A 21,036-nucleotide genomic window follows, 5' to 3' on the forward strand; every position below is an offset into this window, starting at 1 on the left:
ATGAAAAGAATTACAACAATATTGGCTTTATGCTTATTCTCAATAATGGGTCAAACCCAGATTTTAGACGTTTTTCAAAACAAGGAATATTCAACCTCTTCGTATGTATTAAGTGCTGAGATTAAAAAGGATTACTCTCCGAGTAAATTGGAAATTGTTCATGATAAAAACAAAGATAAGAATGAAGTTTGGTCTAAAGTCGAAGAGCAGTTCTTTGAAAAAGCAAAAGCAACAGTGAATGATGAAGTGGCCTTTTTTCAACTCAACAACAAAGCTTTAAAGCAACAAAGTCAAATTGAAAAATGGAACCGATTGCAAGGAAATGATACGAGGTATTCTACTAATCCAAAATTCGAATCTATTGATATTAGATTAATTAGTGTGCTCAATAACTGTGGAATATATTCGATTAATTACAATTTTGAAGTGAATAGCGGAGGACGTTATGGAAAAAACATGATTCCTATTAAGCAATTCTATCTAGCGGATTTTAATAGAAATACAATAATTGAAATCAAGGACTCCCCTTGTTCTAGACAGCAAGAAGAACTAAGAAAATTAACCCTTTCTAAATTCAAAACACTTTATTTATTAAAGACACAAAAAATAGATTTAGACAATTTAGAAAGAATTGAGAACGCTAAACAAAACGAAAAAATAGGATTAGAAATAGAATCTAAACTCTACTTTTCAGAAGCACTTGTCTATCCTTATTTGAGCGGAGTTATTGTTGAATTTCCAGAACGCTCTAATTCTTCTGAACTTTTTAATCAGGAATCGTTTCGTGTCTATTTAAAAGATGATGAAGTTCAAGAATTGCTGAAAGTTTATCCTGAATTCAAACCTACGTTTTCAAAGGAATTAAAAGCGCCTACAAAAACGCAATTGGAACAATTAAATAATGACCATAATTTCGATTTATCCAAATTTTCTCATGCACCAAAGGAAATCCAAATGTTGGATATTCTTGACTTTGAGAAAGAAGTTTATGCGATGAAAATTACAAGTTATCAACTCTATGACACCAACAGAAGATTTATGGGAACAAAAAAGATATTCTTAAACAAGCTTCAACAGGTAAATTCAATTGAACACAGCGATGAATATGGGAAGATCAGAAGAGAGGAAATATATAAGTACAATAACAAGAATCTCCTTGAAAGCATAAGGACTACGGATCGTGATAAATCATTGAAATTGTACCATTATAAAGATGATGTTTTAGATTATTCTGAACATTATGAACTCGATGTTGAATCAGATTACCAAGGAACAAATGTTGATTTAGAAATTGATCAGGAGCATATCATTTATAATAATAATTACCAATATACGCTAAAACTAAACCTAGTGGGTGAATTTAACACCAGAGCTTATACGCAACTTCGATATTTAGAAAAAAACCAATTTTGCACAAATTCTTATTGTATACTCGCAGATGAGAATCAAAATATAATTGGCGTAAGGCAAGAAAGATATGGATTAATGGATATTCTGACCAATGATAAGAATCAACCAGTGGAGAGTTATTTGGACAATGACAGGTACCAGAATTTCTTCGCTTATGATGAAGAAGGAAGAATTGTATCGATGAACAAATTTTCGAATAATACAAATTCAGGTTCTGTGGAGTTCAGCTATCAATTGGATAAAAAAAAGGCTTTAATTATAAAGGAAGTAAGAGGTTCCTATTCAAATGAAACGGTAATTGAGCATGTTTATGAGTTTGAGTTTTGGGAGGAATAATTTCAACAAACTGAGATAATTCTTATACTTTTGGCGCAATGTATGCTAATGAATAAAATTAGAAATATTCAACTTATAGACAAAAATGAATTATTCATATATATTTAAATACTGGATCACTATATTGTTAGTTAGTCCATTGGTTCTTTTTACTTATTCACTTTTCAAAAGTGACATCATTGACTACACTTTTCAACTTGAAGTCTTTTTAATATTTCTATTATTCAGCTTCCTATTCGCACTTCCAACGATCATAACTTCAACTGGCTTGTTTTATTTTTTAGAAAAAAGAGAAGTCAACACAAGTGTCATTAAAGCATTAATTATCGCAATTACAGTCTTAGGAACATTTCTCACTTTGTTTTTGGTCTCCAAGGATATTGCACTCGAATACAGCATTCTTTATTCTATAATGGCGATACTCTCAGGTACCATCTATACATTAAAACGATGAACAGGAATTAATGAAGCTCTGATTAAAAACGTTCGGCAACTTAGTTTTCATCGTTTAATTTGTTTAATTTTATATCCTAACATATTAATAATGAAACTATGAAAACACTTCTACTCTTTTCTGTTTTACTTCCCACCTTACTTTTTGGTCAAATCACAAATCATTTTTCCAATCAAGATGCTCAATGGAATGTTGCTACTTCCTTTACTGCTGCAACGCAAGAACACCCTAGTTTTGTCGCAACCACAACTAAAGTATACGGGTTTCAAGGAGACAGTTTAATAAACGGTGATACTTGGTCTAAAATCTACTCCACTAGCGATTCACTTTTCCAGAGCAATCTTGCTTTTGAGGGATTGACCAGAGTTGACAATGATTTGGTTTTATTCAAAAAGGGAGCAAATCCAATTGACACACTTTATGATTTTAGTTTAGCTGTTGGCGACAGTGTATTTTATGATTTCGATTTGTTCACTTCTTGGATTCATGTGGAGGAAATTCAGACCATTCAAATTAATGGAGAAAGTTATAAGAAATTTATTTTTACAGAACCAACTGGTCCAACGGCATTTGATCATTTAAATGAAGTATGGATTGAAGGAATTGGAAGTGTTCACGGACCACTTTTTCCATTATCACCAAGAAAGTTTAGCGAAGAAATACCAGATTCTATGCTTTTGACATGTTCTTTCGCCAATAATCAAGATTTCTTTAATCATCCATCCTATTCTGATTGTTATGTGAATATCACTTTAGGAGTTGAAAATCATGAAGCGATTAATTTAAGCATTTATCCAAATCCGGTAAGTTCAATTTTGACGATTGCAAGTACACAGAGTATAAATGGAGTAATTGAGATTTATGATGTGAATGGGAAATTGCTGAAAACGGTGAAAGCTAAGAGAGAAAAAGTATCAATTGATGTTTCTGCTTTTGAGAATGGAGTTTATATTTTGAATTTCGAGCTAAATGGACAAAAAGTAGTGAAACGTTTTATTATTGGTCAATAATTGGCTTTTCTATGAATATTAATACTGTGATTTCACACCCATGAAAATCTTGACGATAATTGTATTCATTGTATGGACATCAAATTCCTTCGCGCAAAAAAACTACCTAGAATACCATAAACAAGCCAGAGAAATTGAAAACAAAATCTTAGATTCTAGCTATTCGGAAGCAGTCAAATTGTACCATTCTTTATTTAGAGAATATGACTTCGTATTTGCAGAAGATTGTTTTAGAGCTGCCCAAACAGCAGTCGTTGATGGAGACACAGCTTCAGCTTTTACTTTTCTGAAAAGGGCAACAAAACAGGGCGTAACGATGGAAAGAATTTTAATGGATTCTTTACTTGTAGATTTACAGAAATCAAATAATTGGACAGAATATGAAAGCAATTATGATTCTTTGAGGGAAATTTATACTGCCGATATCAATTGGGAATTACGGAATAAAATCAATGAATTATACGATTTAGATCAATTTTATAGAGACAAACATGAACTACATCCTTGGAACTTCTTATGGAGGCCATTTATCAGCATCAAATGGAAAAAAGTGGTCAAAGAAATTGTAGAAAATGAATTGACTCCTCTTATTTTAGAATATGGATTCCCAAATGAAAAGCTAATCGGATTAGATGAAGCTTCTTTTCATCATAAACATCAATATGACAAACTTAAATCAAATTTCGCATTTATTATTTTAGTTCACTATTTCTCCGATCCAAGGCCAACAACATTGAATGAAATTTTACTTTCAAACATTGAAACAGGAAACATTTCTCCAAAACAATATGCTTCCTTAATAGATTTCCAAGCACAATGGGGACGAAATAAGTATTACAAAGGATTGCATTACAACGAATGGCATAGTACCAAAAATGAAGAAGATTTAGATCAAATCAACAAAAACAGAGAAGCCATTGGATTAGAAGATTTGGAGAAAAGGGAAATTAAATTTCAAAGGGGCTTGGATGCTTGTAAAGAAAGAAAAAAGGGAAACTACAATCATGTTAGATTTTGGATATTTTGTGGGTAGTTATCAGCAAAAAAGAGGCTTAGTCACGAGATGAATTCGGCAGGCTATCCACCGATCTCGATATAACTAAACCTCTTTTTTTAATTTAAAAACTTTTATTGCAATTGCTGGTTTCTGAAATAGAAAGCTCTTTGCAATGACAAAAGTAACTTTCTACACAGAAACTATACGTGTTGTTCCCAAATTTGAACCAGTTCGCCCATCGTCTGAACGGCCTTTTGCATATCTTGAACACTCACATACTCATGCTTAGAATGTATTGCCATTTCGCCTGTAAACAAGTTCGGACAAGGTAAGCCCATGAAAGATAAACGGGAACCATCTGTTCCTCCACGAATAATTACGGGACGTGGTGTAATATCAGACTTTTTCATTGCTTCAATCGCATAATCAGTCACGAAAGGAACAGTTTTTAGCACTTCCTTCATGTTTCTGTATTGCTCTGTTATTTCAAAGTCCATGCTTGCCGCAGGATATTCAGCGATTACTTTTTCTGCAATCTCTTTCAATCTTGCTTCATATTCTGCAAGTTTACTGGTTTCGTGATCACGAATAATAAATCCGATCGTAGCCTTTTCTTGAATTCCATCAAACGATGTCGGGTGAACAAACCCTTCTCTACCTTCAGTAGTTTCTGGCGACCAGCTATCGTTTGGAAGAGCTGCAAGAATTTTACCTCCAATTTTTAAAGCATTAACGATTTTACCCTTTGCGTAACCTGGGTGCGCACTAACACCATGAATTGTAATTTTCACTGCATCGGCAGAAAAGCTTTCGTCTTCAATAGATCCTAAAACTCCACCATCCAAAGTATAACCGTAATCTGCATTTAGTTTTTCCATGTCTAAATGGTCAACTCCTCTCCCAACTTCTTCGTCTGGCGTAAATAAAATACGAATATCCCCATGCTTAATACCAGGATTCCCCATAAGGTATTCCACGAAATCCATAATGCACGCCACACCCGCTTTATCATCTGCTCCAAGCAATGTTAAACCGCTTGCAGTAATTAAATCATCACCAACTTTTTCCTTTAAGTATGGGTGTTTTTCAGTTGTGATTACCTGAGAGTTATCATCTGGAAGTGTAATTGGATTACCATCATAGTTTTTATGTAAAATTGGCTTCACGTTTTTTCCTGTCACATCTGGTGCTGTATCCATGTGTGCACAAAAACACACCGTTGGAACGTCGTTTTCAGTATTACCTTTTACCGTTCCAAAAACATACCCCCACTCATCCATTTCAGCGTCTTCTACACCTAAATCAAGTAATTCTTGAAGTAAAAGTCGACCTAAATCTTTTTGAATTTCTGTAGAAGGAAATGAAGTTGAGTTTGGATCTGCTGTTGTATCGATTTGAACGTAGCGCATCAAACGCTCTGCTACCTTGTGATTGTAGTCTTTTATAGCCATAATATTTGATCTTTTATTGAATTGCTAAGTTAAGGAAAAAAGAATATTACGAATGAGTTTACTGATGGGAATCAAGGGAAATTGAAGAGTGATTTGCAATTTTTAAATTAAATCGATAAAGATTTGGGGTGGTTGGGGTTTGTTTGGTGTTGCGGGGGAAGGATTACGCAAAGCACTGCACTGAGCTTGCCGAATGTGTTTCACCAAGGGGCAAAGATTCGCAGAGGTTTGGATTGGGTTGGGTTAAGCAGGAGTTTAGCAGAAAAAAAGAAGAATTACACGGAGGTTCGCTGAGGTGCAGAGATTCGCAGAGGTTTGGGTTGGGTTGGGTTGCGCTGAGGAGTGTCTCAGGAAGGATTACGCAGAGTTCCGCAAAGTTTTCGCAAAGATTCGCAAAGTTTTTTATTGGGATGGGTTGGGGTACGCAAAGTTTCGCAGAGGGGTGTCTCAGGAAGGATTACGCAGAGTTTAACTGAGGGGCAAAGATTCGCAGAGGTTTGGATTGGGTTGGGTTAAGCAGGAGTTTCGCAGAAAAAAAGCAGAATTACGCGGAGTTTAGCTGAGGGGCAGAGATTCGCAGAGGTTTTGTTTGGTTTAGGTTGGGTTACGGAGAGTTTTGTATGAGAATGGAGGATTACGCAAAGCACTGAGCTTGCCGAATGTGTTTCACCAAGGGGCAAAGATTCGCAAAGGTTTGGATTGGGTTGGGTTGGTTGGGGCGCTGAGAAGTTTTCATTTTAAAAAAAAGTAAAAATACTTTTAAAACAAAGTAAAAATACTTATTTTTGAGGAAACGATTGATTATGAAGAACAAAGAATATAAATACGACCCAGATAAAATACCTGATTCCGTTTCAGATGTAGAAATAGTGTATTACATAAACACAGTTAATATTGCTAGTAAAGAGTTCAAATTCTTTAAAAAATTAGCACAAAAAACAGATAAAATAATTTCTGAGTGGTTCAATGTAAGTGAAAAAACCTTCCAAAACTACAAGAATTTAAAAACAGAGATTTCTCTGCCTTTCAAAGAAAAGTTTTTCCTTTTAATCGCGCTTTACAAGAAAGGTGAGTTGGTTTTCGGTTCGAAAGAAGCTTTTAACACTTGGCTAGAAACCCCAAATTTTCAATTCAATAACCTTCCTCCTGTTGATTTCTTTAAAAGCATTTCAGGAATTAGATACATCGAAGACCGTTTAACAGGTATAGAATACGGTGATAACGCCTAAGCGCTTGTAAACATGGCAGTATTCAGGATTTCTCATAAAAAGCATTCTAGAAAACTTACGAGTTCTGGAGCTTCAAATCGATGGAATAAAAAAAATGAATTTGTCATTTACACAGGTTCTTCCAGATCATTATCTACGCTGGAGTTAGTGGTTCATCGCAATGCCATAAATCCCGACCCGAACTATGAAGTAATGATCATTTCAATTGCCGATGATGAAGAACTCTACGAACAAGTTTTAACAAAGGATTTACCTGATGATTGGCGAAAATTTAGAAGATACCCAGAACTACAAGAAATAGGCTCTAACTGGTACAAAGAACAAAGGTCACTAGTGCTTAAAGTTCCTTCTGCTATAATTACCAGAGAGTTCAACTACATCATTAATACCCAACACCCTTTATTTGACGAAAAAGTTAAACTGGTAAGAAATGAAGATTACTTTTTTGATGGCAGATTATTTTGATTTTATTTTTGTGGAGGTTTTTATTCCTTTAGAGGCGCGATGCATTGCGCCTCTAAAGGAATAAAAATTATGACCTTAATTCTGCTTTCAACTGTTCTTCTAATTGAATGCGGATATTCTCCATTACTTTATCAATCTGATCGTCTTTCAATGTTTTTTCATCGTCTTGGAAATAAAAACTCACAGCATAAGACTTTTTGTCCTCGGCTAGCTTATCCCCTTCGTAAACATCAAAAAGGTTTACTTCTTTCAATAGTTTCCGCTCTGACTTCCTTGCAATGACTTCTATTTCTTGGAAGGTTACTGCCTTATCTAGCAACAAAGAAAAGTCGCGTCTCATGGCAAATGTTTTAGGCAAAGGCTTAAATAAAACCTTATTTCGATTACCTAAACTCAGAATCATGTCCCAATCTAAATCAGCAATATAAACTTTTTGCTTTACTCCTAAACTTTTGTTCAGTTGAGTGCTTGTCCATCCAATTTCACCTATTTTGTCTTTTTGAACGTACAATTGCATTCCATCTTCGAGGATAGACTTTTTTAAGCCTTTCATTGAAGCCATTCCATCTAATCCCAGACGATCTAATATCGCAGTTACAATTCCTTTTAGGGTAAAAAACGAAACTTCCTCTTGATTAGAATTCCATTGTTCAGGCTCTTTTGATCCAGTTAGAAAAATAGAAAGGCGTTTATTTTCTTTAAATTCACCATTGAATTTTTGATAAATCTTTCCAAATTCAAACAATCCTAAATCAGAATTTTGGCGATTTTTATTGTGTGCCACTGTTGTTAATCCTTGGAAAATTAAAGATTGACGCATTACGTCTAAGTCTAAGCTCAGTGGATTTAACATTTTCACAGAATGGTCATTTGAAAAGGCTTCTCCTCCATGCTCATCGATTAAACTACTAGAAGTTAATGAGTTATTCATCATTTCAAAATACCCTTGAGACACCAACAAATCAGCAATGGTATTTAATCTCATTTCCTCACTTCTTAAATTCTGATCAGAAAGGCTAATGTTCCATTTTTTAGGCAATTCTATATTATTAAATCCATAAATGCGTAAAACTTCCTCAATTACATCTGCTTCTCGCGTAACATCTACGCGATAAGTAGGAATTTTTAGTTTAACTTGATCGCCGTTATTTTGAAGAATCTGAATATCCAAAGCGTTCAATATTTCACCTACTTTATCTACATCAATATCATTTCCTATTAATTGGTTACATCTAGAATAGCTAAACATAACTTCGTTTGGCTCAACACGCTTTGGATAAAACGGAATAGGTTCGTGCGATATATTCCCTTCAGCCAGCTTTGCTATTAAAGTTGCGGCTCTTTTCATCGCAAAAGGAATCATACAAATATCAACCCCCCTTTCATATCGGAAGGAAGCATCAGTGTTTAATCCGTGGCGTTTAGCTGTTTTACGAACACTCACAGGATTAAAATAAGCGGCTTCGATAAAAATAGATGTGGTATCTGTGTTTACTCCTGAATTCATTCCTCCAAAAACACCAGCAATTGCTAGGTTTTTAGTTCCATTTGTAATCATTAAATCTTTCTCTGTCAAAGTACGTTCAACATCATCCAAAGTGGTGAATTTCTCCCCTTCTTCCGCATGTTTTACCACAATTTTCTCTCCCACCTTGCTCAAGTCAAAGGCATGTAATGGAGTTCCCAATTCATGCATCACAAAATTGGTCACGTCAACAACATTATTAATTGGCGTTAGTCCGATGGTTAATAAGTAATTCTTTAACCAATCAGGCGAAGGTTTTACTTTCAAATTTGAAACAACACAGCCCATATATCTAGGACAGTCTTCTGGGGATTGCACCTCAATTTTCACTTTCTCACCGCTCTCAAAAAGCTCATATGCACTGATATCAGGCAATTGTAAAGAGCTTTTTTCCGTTTTGTGAATTTTGTTGAAAGCCACAATATCTCTTGCCACTCCAAGGTGACCTAAGGCATCACTTCTATTTGGTGTTAAACCAATCTCAATTCTATAATCGTCTGCCAAATTGAAATACTCAGCTGCTTTTTGCCCAATCTTTGCATCTTCTGGTAAGACCATAATTCCATCATGAGAAACGCCCATACCTAGTTCGTCCTCAGCGCAAATCATACCGAAAGACTCAACACCCCTAATTTTTGCTTTTTTAATTTTAAAAGGTTCATCTGGATTAGGATAAAGCGTAGTTCCAACAGTAGCCACAACTACTTTCTGTCCTTCGGCAACATTTGGTGCTCCACAAACGATTTGAACATCTTCCGCTTCGCCAATGTTCACTGTTGTTACATTTAATCGATCTGCTCCTTCGTGAGGTTTACAACTTGTTACGTGTCCGATAACAACACCAGCTAATCCTCCTTTAATGATTTCAACTTTTTCAAGCCCCTCCACTTCAAGTCCAGTATCAGTAAGAATTTCACTCAAACGTTCTGGTGAATGCTCAGTTTTTACGTAATTTTTCAACCAATTATATGAAACTTTCATGTTTTTTAATTTCGGTATTTTTCAATCTGCAAAAATAGTCAAATTATTGTCATACTTTTCGAAATAAGGATGAGTTTATAAGCATTTGGGTAGATAAAGGGCTTTATTCTTTTCTGAGCTTTCATTATGCCGTCCGAATACATATTTGAGTCCTGTTACTATCAATTATAAATCTGCATGCATATATTTGTGGTCAATTTCAATTTATACATTCGTTTCAATGAAAAACCCTTCTCGATTTATTTCTTTTAGCAAAGATTTTACTGCCTTATCCTTACCTCAAAAATTCACTTATCCATTTTATTATACACCTCATCCCTTGGCAACTCTTGCTGCGGAGCAATTACAATGCTACATCGAGAAGCAAAACTGGAATCATAATTTTGGTATTGAACCCAACCAAGAAGGGCTAGAAATAGGGAAAATGTTTGGTGTTTTAGTTGTGGAAAATGAAGGGGGACAATTGGGGTATTTAGCCGCATTCTCGGGTAAACTTGCAAACTCAAATCACCATAAACACTTTGTACCTCCAGTTTTCGATATGCTAACAGATGGAAGTTTCTTTTTGGAAGGAGAATTAAAAATAAACGACATTAATGCGAGAATTTCGGAGATTGAGAAGGATGAACAATATTTAAATTTAAAAGAGGATTTCAGGTCCAGAAAAGAAAAACTTATAACAGAGGAAGAAAATCTACGTGAAGAAATGCGCAATGCTAAAGCGCAAAGAAAGAAAATTCGATTGGAGCAGAAAACTAAATTAAATCCTTCCGAATATGAAAATTTATTAGAAGAGCTGGCCAAAGAAAGTATTGCCTATAAAACCAAATTGGCAGATTTTAAGCGTTATTATTCAGTTCAAATTGCTGAAATTGATAAAAAATTAAAACCTTTTTCCAATGAATTAAATGATCTTTTACAAAAACGAAAAACGGATTCGGCTCAACTTCAGCAGAGACTTTTCAAATCTTATAAATTCCTAAATTACAATGGCAATGAAAAGGCGCTATTAGATATTTTTAAAGATACAGCTTTTCGAAAACCCCCAGCAGGAGCTGGGGAATGTGCTGCCCCCAAACTTTTACACTACGCATTTAAAAACAATTTAAAACCTATTGCGATGGCAGAGTTTTGGTGGGGAGCACCTCCTGGAACTGAAATTAGACAACATAAACAATATTATCCTGCATGTTTAGGAAAATGTAAACCCATTCTTTCTCATATGCTCGAAGGAATTGAAGTTGAACCCAATCCCTTGCTGTCCAACCCAGGAATTGATAAAGTGATTACCACTGTTTATGAAGACGATTATATATTGGTCATTAATAAGCCCTATGATTTACTCTCTGTTCCCGGCAAAGAAATTTACGATTCTGTTTATGCGCGCATCAAGAAGCAATACCCCAATGCGGAAGGTCCGCTTTTAATTCATAGGCTAGATATGTCTACCTCTGGCATATTAATTATTGCAAAAGATATAGAATCACACCGTATTCTTCAGCAGCAATTTATTAAGAGAACAGTTGAAAAATCTTACACTGCTTTACTCGATGGTTACTTGAAAGAAACTCAAGGGACAATAGATTTACCACTTATTTTAGATGTTCTGGACAGACCAAGACAAAAAGTAGATTTTGAGAAAGGTAAATCTGCAAGAACCGAATGGCGTGTGCTAGAACGCAAAAAAGGAATGACCAGAATTGAGTTAATTCCTGTTACAGGTAGAACTCATCAATTAAGAGTGCATTGTGCACATATTAAGGGTTTAAACACCCCAATAAAAGGAGATGATCTGTATGGAAAAGTGAGTGACAGGCTCTATCTCCATGCAACAACACTTAAGATTAAACATCCTGCTACCAAAGAGGAAATGTTTTTTGAAGCTCAGCCGGAGTTTTAGAATTATCGATGATTCAGAATTGAAAATTGTTTAACATACAATGATTACTTGTTTTAACTCAATCAATATTTAAGGATCGACAGCTATAGGATTACCGCTTTATAGTTCCCATATCATTCTGATATTCAAAACATTGAATTCTAAAGATCACTTAGAATAAATCAAAAGAAACTCTTGGGAAATAAAAAACTGAGTTTTGTTTTGTTTCACTCAATGAAGGAGCTCTTCTCATCCAATTATTATCAAAGCTGTTTACAATAGAAGATCAAGAGGATTAAAGGCTAGTGCTTTTTGCGATTTACATGGATAAGGCTATACTTCTATTTCAGGATAATAGGACTAAAGAAAAAGAATTAATTTACGAACTTCAAAAGTACCAACTTTCACCGATCAATTGAAAATCTACTTCGCCTTAATTGGCATTCCTACCATTCTTGCGTATACCGATGTGTATTTCGCTCCTAAGAAAATAATTTGCGAGATATAGAAAATCCATGTTAAAACGGCGAGCAAAATTCCAGCTACACCACTATTGGCAGCGAAAAAGAAATTGGCTAAATAATAATTCACTGCCAGTTGACCCAGATACAACAATACCGAAGTAAAAAAAGCTCCTGCCATAGCCAGCTTCCATTTTACAATTCCATCATGCAAATATTTAAAGACAAGGGTAAATACTAAAAAGTTGATTGCAATTATTGAAAAGTGCTCCAATATGGAGAAAAGTATCTCTTGAAACAAGCTCCCATCTGATAGCACTCTCGATCCTACCCCGATCAAAATGGATTGCGCGAAGTACATAATGATCACTATTGCCCCAAAAACAGCCATTAATCCAAAGGAAAGAAGTCTCTTTACTAATTCTTCGAGCACCACATTATAATGCTGAATAGGAACAATTCCAAAGAAAGTATTTAAGCTTTTACTTAAGGAATTGAACATTGCGGTTGAAATGAAAATCAGAAAAATGATACCCACAATTTGAAGAAAAGGTGTTCCACCCTTTCCAATTTCCCACTTATACATTAAATCCGTAAAGAAGGAAACGTCACTAATTCCCATGTTGCTTTCCATTAAATCCCCCACTATGGCAATCACTTGATCCTGCCCCATGATTAAGCCGAAGGAAGTTACGGCCAAATAAATTATTGGAACCAGCGCGAAAATGGTGTAGTAAGCAAAAGCAGCACCATGCATAAAGCTATCGCCTTGAAAAAATTCTTTGAAGCTTATTTTAGTCAATTCCCAGATTTCAGGCCATTTTAACCTTCGCCCTCTGTTTTCATCCTTCACCACTTGAATATCCTCCTGCTCTTCCTTTCTGTATGACTTGTCTTTAGACATAAACTACGTTTGTCGGTATTAGTTCTTTATTGGCATATAGTACAACTTCCTCCCCACCCTTCGATTCAAAATAATTCGCATAATACGGTCCCCTAAAACTAGAATACTTCCATTCTAATTGTATTTCAATCTTGTTATGATCGGGCGTTAATGAATATTCTGTTGGTCTAAATAAAAGTTGCTTTCCATCTAGATTAATCTTATTTAACTCTCCAAAAAAACTTCCCTCAAAGAAAGTCTTCGGTTCATGATAGGCTTGAAATGGTGTATACTCTGAAAAAACTTCTCCATTAGACATCACCAAAATTCTATCACTCCATGCTAAAGCTTCTGTTCCATCGTGTGTAACTAAAACAACTCCCATTTGTCTTAAATTCGCGAGCCTTCTAATATACTCCCCTATTTTTTTATTTAGATGCACATCTAAATGCGCAAAAGGCTCATCTAACAGTAAACAACGGGGTTCTTTTGCCAATGCACATGCCATTGAAAGCCTTTGCTGCTCACCTCCAGAAATATCTTTGGATTTTTTATGGGCCAGATCTTCCAATTCAAAAATATCCAATAATTCATCGGTAAATTCAAAACGCTCCGCCAAAGGTAAATGATGTAGTTGATTTGAAATGTTTTCTCTAACGGTGAAATAATCATCCAGTTCAAATAACTGATTGACTAGCGCTACTTCGGGATGACCTGGAATAAGCATGTTTTTAGCTTCGGGTACTTGACTTCCCTCTATAAGGACTTTTCCTTCATCCAATTGAATTAAACCCGCAATACATTTCAGTAATGTCGACTTTCCGGTCCCACTAGGTCCAACAATACTAATCACCTCACCGGGAGACAAATTAAAACTTACACTTTTAAAAACAAAGTTTTTGTTTGTGTAAGAATAAGCAATATTTTCAACTTCTAAAATCAATCAATTAAGGATTTAGGAAAGTCTTGTATCGCGATATAAATTCCAGGTATAGGATTCGTTAAAGGCTCCATTTCTTCCAAATAAACTTTTAATTCAATGGCCTCTTCTTCCTTGTTGATTTCATATTTTAAAACCAAGGACTTCGAGCATGCCATTTGTGTTATTGCTCCATCCGCTCCTACAATATTAAACAATAGAACATTTTTGATTTCTTCAGCGAATGTTTCTCCTCCTCGCTCTCCTTGAATTGTATAAGTCGCATTATCCATGACTTCGATGTCTTTCACATCCGTTGTAATGGACAATTCATCTTCCCAATCATAAAAGCGATTATTTTCAGATTCATTTCCATCATGATGTGCTTCTGCAAACTCTGGCGAAAAATCGTAATTCATTTTATAAAAACGTGCTGTACACTTCATAAACATTCACTATTTAATATTTAAAGACTTAATTTTGACTTGGCAGATTAAGCCCTTTGAACTTTTCTCTTTTGTTATCAAAACCATGAAACAAAAATACGGACTTTATTAAATAATAATGCCTAAATCCCGACTAATTAGCGAGGTTCTTATCCTTTAGTGATTTTAAAAAATAGATTAAATCCGCTTCCTCTTTTTTAGATAGAGTAAAAGCCTCTATAAGTGGACTTTTATTTCCATTCACCTCACCTCCTTTTGAATAATGTTTTATCACATCTTGTAGTGTTTCCAAAGATCCATCGTGCATATAAGGGCTAGTAATGGAGATATTGCGCAATGTTGGCACCTTGAATTTACCTATATCCGCACTATCACCAGTAATATTGTATCGGCCCTGATCTTCATAAACGGAATATAATCCATTATTTTGTAAAGAGTTATTTGTAAACCCAACTCCTCCATGACAATTGGCACAATTCAAAACGTCATCAAAAAGATTAGCTCCTCTCACCAGCGCAGAATCCAAAATTAATCCATTCTTTTTCCAATCGTCATAGGGACTGTTTTCTTGAAAAATGTTTTTTTGAAATGCACTTAAAGCTCTAGTAAGTACAAATGGATCGAAACTTCTGTTGAATAAAATTTTGGCTAGGCTATCGTAGAGCAAAACATTACTCAGTTTTGGAAATAAATCCGTGATTTCCCCACCCATTTCATTAGTGTCCTGCAGTGGGACTAAGGCTTGAATTTCAAGTGACTTAATTCCGCCATCCCACATAAATTTATCTTGATTTTTGACATTCCAAAGTGTAGGTGAGTTTCTTTTCCCTCGGCGTCCATGAATACCTAAGCTAGATTTTTCACCATCAGTAAAGGCAAGTTTTGGATTATGACAAGAGGCACATGAAACCGAGTTATTGAGAGAAAGCCGAGGATCAAAGAACAACATTTCACCTAATTCAACGAGTAGAGAATTATAAACCAAGGTATCTAAAGGCACAAATTGATATTTTTCAATCGTGCTATTATCGGTACACTGAATTAGAAATGGTAAACAAATAAGACCAATCCAATACCGCGTTTTCATTATACCTTTTTCCTTACTATATAGAGAATTTCTTTTGAAATTAAACGATAACGTTCGATATCGGCATCCGGAAATTCTTTTGAAGTCACAAACTCTTCTACCTCAAACCCTGCTCTTTTTAACCATTCTGGGTAATCTCTACCAAATAAACGAACGTGATCTTTCTGCCAGAAATGTTTTTCCCTTTCCTCTGGAGAAGTAATCGTTGGATCTTCATAAGTTAATTCACGATTCAGGTCTTGAGGCACTTGAAAAATACCCCAACCTCCTGGCTTCATCACACGATTTAATTCGCGCATACATTGCATTGCGTCATCGACATGTTCTAAAACGTGGTTACAAAAAACGACATCAAAGCGATCATTCTCTAAAGGTATGTTGTGCAAATCGAAATGCATTTCTGCCAAAGGAGAGACCAAATCACCCGTAAGATAATTTAAGTTCTTTTGCTCTTTAAATTTTCCATGAAAACATTGTTCGGGCGCAATGTGTAGCACCTCTTGCTTATCTTTAAAGAAATTAGTTTCTTGCTGTAAATACAACCACATTAATCGGTGACGCTCTAATGTTAAATCATAAGGACATAAAACATTCTCACGGTGCGCGATATCGGATCCATAAGATAAAAACTTACTAAAAGAGCGTTCACAAACTGGGCAAGCTACTTTATTTCCTTTATAAAGTAAAGGCGCAATTCTTTTAAAAACGAAACTTAATCGAATCAACAAAGGACGCGGCAAGGTATTGAGTAAAAACTTATATAATTTCTTCATAATGTGGATGCGAATTTAATCAAATTACGTGTTTAAAGCACACAAAAATATAAAGTTGAGGCACAATGTCACAATTTAATTTGAATAACGTATTTTTGTTGGTCATGAAAGTTGTAATTGCTTTAGTTTTGAGTACATTTTATTTCGGCTTTTTATTTGGCCAGAATGAACGACTTCCCTATGTAATGTTCTCAGAGAAAGCAGTGGTTCACACCTCTCTTTCCCTGAACAGCGCACCTTTTAAACTAAGTGATGATTTTAACGGTTTTAGCAAGTTAAGCTTTCAACATAATCTCAATCTTATTCAAGGTATTGGCTTGGCTTATCAGTCCTTTGCACTAGAAATTAGCTACAAATTACCTGGCCATATTCGAAATACAGAAAAATATGGTAAAACTAAATATTTTGATTTAGGACTGCAGTTCAGTTACCAAAATTGGGACTTCACATTGGGGTTCCAAGAATATAAAGGATTTGGTATAAGAAATGCGCATATGATTTCCAACAACTTACCACTTTCTTCAGTAGGGTATTATTTGAATGGAAATATTAAATCTAGGGCTTTTGGTGTCAATGCCTACCGGTTTTTCAACCCTGAGCTTAGAATGAAGCCCGCTGTAGGAATTGTAGGAAGGTACACTTCCCCTGTACACGGTGCTTACTTACGACTTACTTCTAATATACATGGTATCTCTTCTCGAAATGGAATTATTCCGCAAGGCTATCTAAACACAACATCGTCTATTCATAAGGCGAATACTATTTCTGCATTCGATTTTGGTGCTGTACCTGGCTATGCCTACATCAATAATCTCGAAGGGTGGCAATTTGGTGCTTTTATAGGCTTAGGTGCAGTAATTCAAACGAAATTTTACAATTTCAGTAATACCAATAGAGGCTTTTTAGGTTTAGCTCCTCGCCTAGACCTTAAGCTTCAAGCAGGCTATAACGTTGATAATTGGTTTTTGATGCTTACTTCTCAGTTTGATCAGAAAAGTATACGTTTTAAAGATTTTAAGTACAACCAGACACACTATTACTTGAGATTAACCTATGGTTACCGATTTGACTATCAATTAAAATTATTTAAACGGAAAAAGCCCTAAGAACAATTTAATCTTAGGACTTTAATCTATAATTTAAATGCCTATCCGGTACTTTGCTAGTAAATATATCTAATCAGGTATAAGATTAAGCGGTGAACAGACAAGATCCTTCACAAATTTCTATTTTCAACAAATTGAAAAAGAAATTTACTTCAGGATGCCATTAGGCTAGGAGCAGTTTAATAAATTACAATAGAAAATGGTTTTTTCTCAAATTTGACAAAATCCTTCCATTGTTGAAAATCATAATTTTCACCAATGATCAGGATGACAGTTGTGGGAGTTAGGGGACAAACGAGGGAAAAAAACAAAAGCGCCAGAGCTCTTTTGTTTTTTTTCCCTCGTTTGAAATATGCTGGTAAAGTTCCCGACAAGCATTATAATGTACTTAGAACCTTTTAAATTATTATCTGCGTCCTCCCCTTGGAGGTGTTGGTCTTGGTGTAGTTCCAGTTCTTCGGGTGTTAGGCCTTGGGTTTGTATGTGGATTTGGACGGTGTGTTCTTGGTGGTGTCACGCGAACTCCTGTTCCAATAAAAATCGCTGGGCTAATTCTTATTTGAGAATTAGGTTTTTCTTCACCTTTTAGTTTATTCCCTGATTTATCCAGTTCTGGCTCTTGTGATCTTTTGATTTCTTTTGGTGCCACATAATCATCTCTAAATGCAATTGGCTCTAAACCTAAATATCCATAATCATAAACCGCCTCGAATAAATCTTCCTCTGCTACACCCGCCTCTCTTGCCTTGCGTAATCCTGTTTCAATCTGCTCATCATCGAGTTGCGCTAAAGTCAACAATTCTTTTGGATACCTTATACTGTCTGGTAAATCCGTCATTTGATTTCTTAACAAAGATGTTGAGTCGCTTAATTGAAATTGATTTCCATAATTTCTCGTAATGAAAAACAGCTCGGAAGAAACACGCGCTAATACTTCTGGATTTCTTCTGTTTGCTCCAAATATTTCTTCGCTTGTTTGAGCAGCAGTTTCGCGGGAAATCTCATTTTTCGCCTCTTCATCGTAAGCAACTAAGTCGTTTTTTCTATTCCCATCGTTATTTCCTAAAAGACCATAGTAGTCTTCATTGCAAGAAGGAACATAAATATTTAAATCGAATAACTTAGCATCTTTAAATGAACGCTCGCCAATACTTAACTGCTCGCCAGTTGGCCATTTCACAAAATACTTGCTGTTTTTGTAGTTTACTATTCCACCTTGCGGAAGCACTAAATCCGTTTTTTCGGTTTGAATTTCTTGACCGTTTACGTGAATCATTTTTTCACCACTATCCTTTAAAACAGAAGTAAAGGTTAACAAATCGCCATTAACATTCATTGCTACAGCACTATTTAAAGCAACGCTTTCACTTATTCTTTTTTGTTGTGTTTGAATCATGAAAGAATTATCATCAGAAGCTGTCAATAAATAATCACCTGCGTTTTGAAAATCATAGGCTTCTCCGTCAAATGTTCTCATGTGAGGATCACCACTTGACTTTCCGTTTCTATTCATATCGCACTGTGTTGAGTTCAGGTAGTTTCTCCAATCTTCCCAATAAAAACGATCTCCTCTGTGCGTGTTTCTTTCGTTTTGCAATTCGCTTGCTGCTATTCTTTGCAACCTTTCCACACGATGACTATCCATCGTTTGCAGCATTTCATAAGGTGTTTGATTTACATTACTTGGTCTTTCTGGTTGTTTTTCATGCATTACCAAAGCCGCCATACTTTCGTAAAGGTATTCTCCTTTAGTAGCGTTCCAAGTTTTAAGAATTTCTTTAATGTGGTCGGAATCTTGTCGTTGAAAAGGAACTGGTGCTGACTGAATATTGGCCCAAAGAGAAAAGGCGAATATCTGTGCGAGTAACAATGTATAGTATTTCATAGTTCTAAATTTATAATTCAAAGATAATCAATCCAATATTTATACCAAAAAAGCCCCGACGTAAACGCCGAGGCTTTCAGTATAATTTATGCGTAATTTATTTCACCATTACCTTAGGTGCTGCACTCATAATTTCTTCTGAGGCATCACTTTCAAAAGTTTCAAAGTTCTTCACAAATGCGTGTGCTAACTCATTCGCTTTTTTGTCGAATGCTGCTTTATCCTCCCAAGTGTTTTTTGGATTTAAAATTTCAGTAGGAACGTCTGGACATGTAGTAGGCATACTTAATCCAAATACATCATCCGTAATGAAATCTACTTTTTCCAACTCACCTGTAAGGGCTGCTGTGATTAAAGAACGTGTATATTTTAATTTCATTCTTGATCCTGTTCCGTAAGCACCACCAGACCATCCAGTGTTGATTAACCAAACATTCACATCATTTTTTTCAATTTTACTACCTAACATTTCCGCATACTTCGTAGGGTGTAAAGGTAAGAACGGTGCTCCAAAACAAGCTGAAAATACAGTTTGTGGCTCAGTAATTCCGGCTTCTGTACCTGCTACCTTCGCAGTATAACCAGAGATAAAGTGATACATCGCTTGACCAGGCGTTAACTTTGAGATTGGAGGTAAAACACCAAAAGCATCACATGTTAAGAAGAAAATATTTTTTGGTTCGCTTCCTCTAGATGGAACCATAATATTGTCGATGTGATTAATAGGGTAAGAAACACGTGTATTTTGAGTTATTTTATCACAATCGTAATCTGGAGTTGAAGATTCACCGTGGAAACCGATATTTTCTAAAATAGCTCCAAATTTAATAGCTCCAAAAATTTGAGGCTCGTTTTCTGCTGAAAGATTGATTGTTTTAGCATAACAACCACCTTCAAAGTTAAATACACTTCCATTATCAGCCCATCCGTGCTCATCATCTCCAATTAAGCGGCGATCTGGATCTGAAGATAAGGTCGTTTTTCCTGTTCCTGATAAACCAAAGAATACTGCTGTATCTCCATCTTTCCCAACGTTAGCTGAGCAGTGCATAGATAAAACATTTTTTTCGTGAGGTAGAACAAAGTTCAATACAGAGAAAATCCCTTTCTTGATTTCTCCCGTATATCCTGTACCTCCGATGATAATCATCTTCTTTGTGAAATCAATCACTGCAAAATTTGATTGTCTTGTTCCGTCTATTTCTGGATCAGCGAAAAAGTTTGGAGCACATACGATATGCCACTCAGGAACAAAATTTTGAATTTCTTCGTCGGTAGGACGTAAGAACATATTGTGCGCAAACATGTTTGACCATGGTAACTCAGTTACTACACGAATATTCATTCTGTAATCGTCATCAGCACAAGCATAAGAATCTCTAACATACATATCCTTACCAGTAAGGTATGCTTTCATTCTGTTGTAAAGTGCGTCAAATTTTTCAACGTCAAATTTCTTGTTAATCTTTCCCCACCAAACAGCATCCTCTGTTTTGTCATCACAAACGATGAAACGATCTTCTGGTGATCTACCTGTAAATTTTCCAGTATTCACAGCGATTGCTCCTGAATCTGTCATTACACCTTCTCCTAGAAGAATTGTATCTTCTACTAACTCTGCTGGACTCATGTTCCAAAAAACATTTCCTAGGTTGTCTAATCCTATGTCCGACTTTAAATTGGTATTCGAACCTCTTTTACCAAATTCATTCATGATTTTAATTTTTACGTTGGGCTTT

At 35.4% G+C, this 21,036-nt stretch carries 17 protein-coding genes; 8 read left to right on the forward strand and 9 right to left on the reverse strand.

Going from position 1 to position 21,036, the window contains the following annotated elements; genetic code table 11:
- From DIT68_RS03470 to DIT68_RS03480, 4 genes are all read left to right on the forward strand, one after another.
- The gene (locus DIT68_RS03470) at window positions 1-1,746 is read left to right on the forward strand and encodes a hypothetical protein (RefSeq protein ID WP_146194103.1); all 1,746 of its coding nucleotides are present in this window, start codon (window positions 1-3) and stop codon (window positions 1,744-1,746) included.
- 85 nt (window positions 1,747-1,831) lie between these two features.
- Entirely contained in the window at window positions 1,832-2,200 is a 369-nt protein-coding gene (locus DIT68_RS16180; protein WP_146194104.1) for a hypothetical protein, read from the forward strand.
- Window positions 2,201-2,298: 98 nt separating this feature from the next.
- Window positions 2,299-3,210 carry a T9SS type A sorting domain-containing protein gene (locus tag DIT68_RS03475; RefSeq protein WP_109358422.1) on the forward strand — a complete coding sequence of 304 codons (912 nt, stop codon included), beginning with the start codon at window positions 2,299-2,301 and terminating at the stop codon, window positions 3,208-3,210.
- Window positions 3,211-3,250: 40 nt separating this feature from the next.
- Entirely contained in the window at window positions 3,251-4,243 is a 993-nt protein-coding gene (locus tag DIT68_RS03480; protein WP_109358423.1) for a hypothetical protein, read from the forward strand.
- A gap of 164 nt (window positions 4,244-4,407) precedes the next feature.
- On the opposite strand, the gene pepT is transcribed toward DIT68_RS03480, so the two are convergent.
- Window positions 4,408-5,658 (reverse strand): peptidase T, encoded by a 1,251-nt coding sequence (gene pepT, locus DIT68_RS03485; RefSeq protein ID WP_109358424.1) that lies wholly within the window; start codon window positions 5,656-5,658, stop codon window positions 4,408-4,410.
- Between the two features lie 803 nt (window positions 5,659-6,461).
- Between pepT and DIT68_RS03495 the strand changes: the two genes are divergently transcribed.
- On the forward strand, window positions 6,462-6,887 hold the full coding sequence (locus tag DIT68_RS03495) for an MbcA/ParS/Xre antitoxin family protein (protein ID WP_109358426.1): 426 nt from the start codon (window positions 6,462-6,464) through the stop codon (window positions 6,885-6,887).
- Window positions 6,888-6,899: 12 nt separating this feature from the next.
- A complete protein-coding gene (locus DIT68_RS03500) occupies window positions 6,900-7,352 on the forward strand; it encodes an RES family NAD+ phosphorylase (RefSeq protein WP_109358427.1) in 453 nt (150 codons plus the stop codon).
- A 67-nt stretch (window positions 7,353-7,419) separates the two neighbouring features.
- Here DIT68_RS03500 and pheT read toward each other — a convergent pair whose 3' ends face one another.
- Complete coding sequence (gene pheT / locus DIT68_RS03505) at window positions 7,420-9,858, reverse strand: phenylalanine--tRNA ligase subunit beta (protein WP_109358428.1); 2,439 nt, start codon at window positions 9,856-9,858, stop codon at window positions 7,420-7,422.
- A gap of 220 nt (window positions 9,859-10,078) precedes the next feature.
- On the opposite strand from pheT, the gene DIT68_RS03510 reads away from it, so the two are divergent.
- Window positions 10,079-11,758: an RluA family pseudouridine synthase gene (locus tag DIT68_RS03510; protein ID WP_109358429.1), complete on the forward strand. Its 1,680-nt coding sequence runs from the start codon at window positions 10,079-10,081 to the stop codon at window positions 11,756-11,758.
- Window positions 11,759-12,160: 402 nt separating this feature from the next.
- Here the strand turns inward: DIT68_RS03510 and DIT68_RS03515 are convergent, their stop codons facing one another.
- From DIT68_RS03515 to DIT68_RS03535, 5 genes are all read right to left on the reverse strand, one after another.
- Window positions 12,161-13,102 (reverse strand): YihY/virulence factor BrkB family protein, encoded by a 942-nt coding sequence (locus tag DIT68_RS03515; RefSeq protein ID WP_109358430.1) that lies wholly within the window; start codon window positions 13,100-13,102, stop codon window positions 12,161-12,163.
- Window positions 13,095-14,024, reverse strand: coding sequence for an ABC transporter ATP-binding protein (locus tag DIT68_RS03520; protein WP_109358431.1), 930 nt, complete (start codon window positions 14,022-14,024; stop codon window positions 13,095-13,097). Before DIT68_RS03520 ends, DIT68_RS03515 begins: the two co-directional genes overlap by 8 nt.
- Window positions 14,021-14,446 carry a hypothetical protein gene (locus DIT68_RS03525; protein ID WP_146194105.1) on the reverse strand — a complete coding sequence of 142 codons (426 nt, stop codon included), beginning with the start codon at window positions 14,444-14,446 and terminating at the stop codon, window positions 14,021-14,023. Before DIT68_RS03525 ends, DIT68_RS03520 begins: the two co-directional genes overlap by 4 nt.
- 133 nt (window positions 14,447-14,579) lie before the next feature.
- Window positions 14,580-15,533 carry a cytochrome-c peroxidase gene (locus tag DIT68_RS03530; protein ID WP_109358433.1) on the reverse strand — a complete coding sequence of 318 codons (954 nt, stop codon included), beginning with the start codon at window positions 15,531-15,533 and terminating at the stop codon, window positions 14,580-14,582.
- Window positions 15,533-16,306 (reverse strand): class I SAM-dependent methyltransferase, encoded by a 774-nt coding sequence (locus DIT68_RS03535; RefSeq protein ID WP_109358434.1) that lies wholly within the window; start codon window positions 16,304-16,306, stop codon window positions 15,533-15,535. The genes DIT68_RS03530 and DIT68_RS03535 overlap by 1 nt, the downstream gene beginning before the upstream one ends.
- A gap of 65 nt (window positions 16,307-16,371) precedes the next feature.
- On the opposite strand from DIT68_RS03535, the gene DIT68_RS03540 reads away from it, so the two are divergent.
- Entirely contained in the window at window positions 16,372-17,412 is a 1,041-nt protein-coding gene (locus tag DIT68_RS03540; RefSeq protein WP_146194106.1) for a DUF4421 family protein, read from the forward strand.
- A gap of 406 nt (window positions 17,413-17,818) precedes the next feature.
- Here the strand turns inward: DIT68_RS03540 and DIT68_RS03545 are convergent, their stop codons facing one another.
- Window positions 17,819-19,297, reverse strand: coding sequence for a VWD domain-containing protein (locus DIT68_RS03545; protein WP_109358436.1), 1,479 nt, complete (start codon window positions 19,295-19,297; stop codon window positions 17,819-17,821).
- Window positions 19,298-19,394: 97 nt separating this feature from the next.
- The gene (pckA, locus tag DIT68_RS03550) at window positions 19,395-21,011 is read right to left on the reverse strand and encodes a phosphoenolpyruvate carboxykinase (ATP) (protein ID WP_109358437.1); all 1,617 of its coding nucleotides are present in this window, start codon (window positions 21,009-21,011) and stop codon (window positions 19,395-19,397) included.
- Window positions 21,012-21,036: the final 25 nt, after the last annotated feature.

The organism is Brumimicrobium oceani, assembly GCF_003143775.1.
Lineage (GTDB): Bacteria > Bacteroidota > Bacteroidia > Flavobacteriales_D > Crocinitomicaceae > Brumimicrobium > Brumimicrobium oceani.